A 2,000-nucleotide genomic window follows, 5' to 3' on the forward strand; every position below is an offset into this window, starting at 1 on the left:
ATTACAATAATTAGGGTCTTTTTGCCTTATTTTGTGACAAGATTTAACATCAGATTAAATAGTTACATGTTAAAAGATCGAGTTTTATATTGTGTAATTGTTTTTTATTAATAAGTACGTAACTGCATATGGGGAAGGGGGAAGTCCTTACTAATGAAGACTATTGCTTTTTACTTACCACAATTTCATGAAATACCTGAAAACGATTTATGGTGGGGGAAGGGTTTTACAGAATGGACCAATGTAAAAAAAGCAAAACCACGTTTTCTGGGACACTATCAGCCTAGGGCTCCATTACGGGATTATTATTACAACTTGTTAAATTTAGATGTTCATAAGTGGCAGATAAACTTAGCAAAACAGTATGGTTTAGATGGTTTTTGCTATTATCACTATTGGTTCAAAGGGAAAAAATTACTAGAAAAACCACTAGAACTAAGAAATCAATGTAAAGAAATTGATTTCCCATATTGCTTATGTTGGGCAAATGAATCTTGGACAAGATCTTGGGATGGGAAAGACCAAGAAGTATTAATGCAACAAGAATATGGAGATGAGTCTGATTGGAAAGAACATTTTAATTATCTTTTACCATTCTTTAAAAACAAGAACTATTTAAATATTAATGATAAACCGATATTTGTAATTTACCGACCAGCTCCTATACCAAACTTAAATAAAATGTTGGGTCTATGGAATAAATGGGCTCAATATGAAGGGTTGCTAGGGATACACTTTGTAGAAATGTTAACAATTTTTGAAGATAAATCAGATTTTCCTTTTGATGCTGCTATAGAGTTTGAACCTATGTACACTTTAAAAAAACTAATAGGTAATACAAATTCACTACACCAAGAAAAAAAAGATTTTCACTTAAGTTATGATTTTGTGTGGAAAAGAATATTAAACCGTCAAATTAAAGAACGTGAAAACATATATAAAGGGGCTTTTGTAGATTGGGATAACTCTCCAAGGAAAAAAGAAAGCGCTTTAATTATGGAGGGGGCTAGTCCCGATAAGTTTAAGAAGTATCTTTTACAACATAGTAAGGACACTGACTTTTTATTTATTAATGCTTGGAATGAGTGGGCAGAAGGCACATATCTAGAACCTGATGAAAAGTATGGATATAAATACCTTGAAGCTTTAATGGAGATAAAGAAGAGTCACTTCTAATAAATTGTAACAGCAAGAAGAAGGGGGAAACATTATGACTGATATAAATACTATGATTTCCATTCGAAACATTAAGAAATCATATGGAGATTATACAGTTATTAAGAATTTAAGCATTGATATCCGTAAAGGTGAAATTATAGGATTACTAGGACCAAATGGAGCTGGGAAGACAACACTTATATCGATTCTATCTACTCTTACTCTGCCAGATGAAGGGTATGGCACAGTATGTAACTACGATTTGTATACTGAACGGAATAAGATTAAAAAAAATGTAAGTGTAGTACCTCAAGATTTAGCGCTATACCCGACTTTAACTGCATATGATAACTTATCTTTTTATGCCGATTTATATGGATTAAAGGGAAATAGGAAAAAAAGACGCATAAAAGAAGCTTTGCAATTCGCACAGCTTGAGGATTGGGCACATAAGAGAATTGATACATTTTCAGGTGGTATGAAAAGAAGAATTAATTTAGTGATCGGTTTGTTAAATAAGCCAAAAGTTATTTTCTTAGACGAACCAACAGTGGGAATTGATCCACAATCAAGAAACCATATTTTTAATTGTATTCGCCATCTCGTAGAAGAACTAGGAATCACTGTCATATATACAACTCATCATATGGAAGAAGCTGAGATGTTATGTCATCGTGTAGCAATTTATGATAAGGGTGAAATATTAGATATTGATACCCCAAAAAATTTAATAACAAAGTATGGGGAAAATTATTTAGAGGTTGTAATATCAAATATTCCAGAAGAATTTATACATAAAACAAAAATGATTGCTGATGTGAAGTCCTGCACTTTGGTAGATA

The 2,000-nt window shown here is 31.9% G+C and carries 2 protein-coding genes; both read left to right on the forward strand.

All coding sequences use genetic code 11. The annotated features are described in order from the left end of the window. Positions 1 to 153: 153 nt before the first annotated feature. On the forward strand, positions 154 to 1,176 hold the full coding sequence (locus ACQGS6_RS27315; protein ID WP_098329364.1) for a glycosyltransferase WbsX family protein: 1,023 nt from the start codon (positions 154 to 156) through the stop codon (positions 1,174 to 1,176). 34 nt (positions 1,177 to 1,210) lie between these two features. After that, positions 1,211 to 2,000: ABC transporter ATP-binding protein (locus tag ACQGS6_RS27320; RefSeq protein WP_426965938.1), on the forward strand; the 790-nt coding region annotated here is incomplete at its 3' end.

This window comes from Bacillus sp. GMs2/2, from assembly GCF_050172095.1.
Lineage (GTDB): Bacteria > Bacillota > Bacilli > Bacillales > Bacillaceae_G > Bacillus_A > Bacillus_A cereus.

Coding starts and splice junctions, on each gene's coding strand:
- ACQGS6_RS27315 (WP_098329364.1), top strand. CDS start 154: ATGAAGACTATTGCTTTTTACTTACCACAATTTCATGAAATACCTGAA.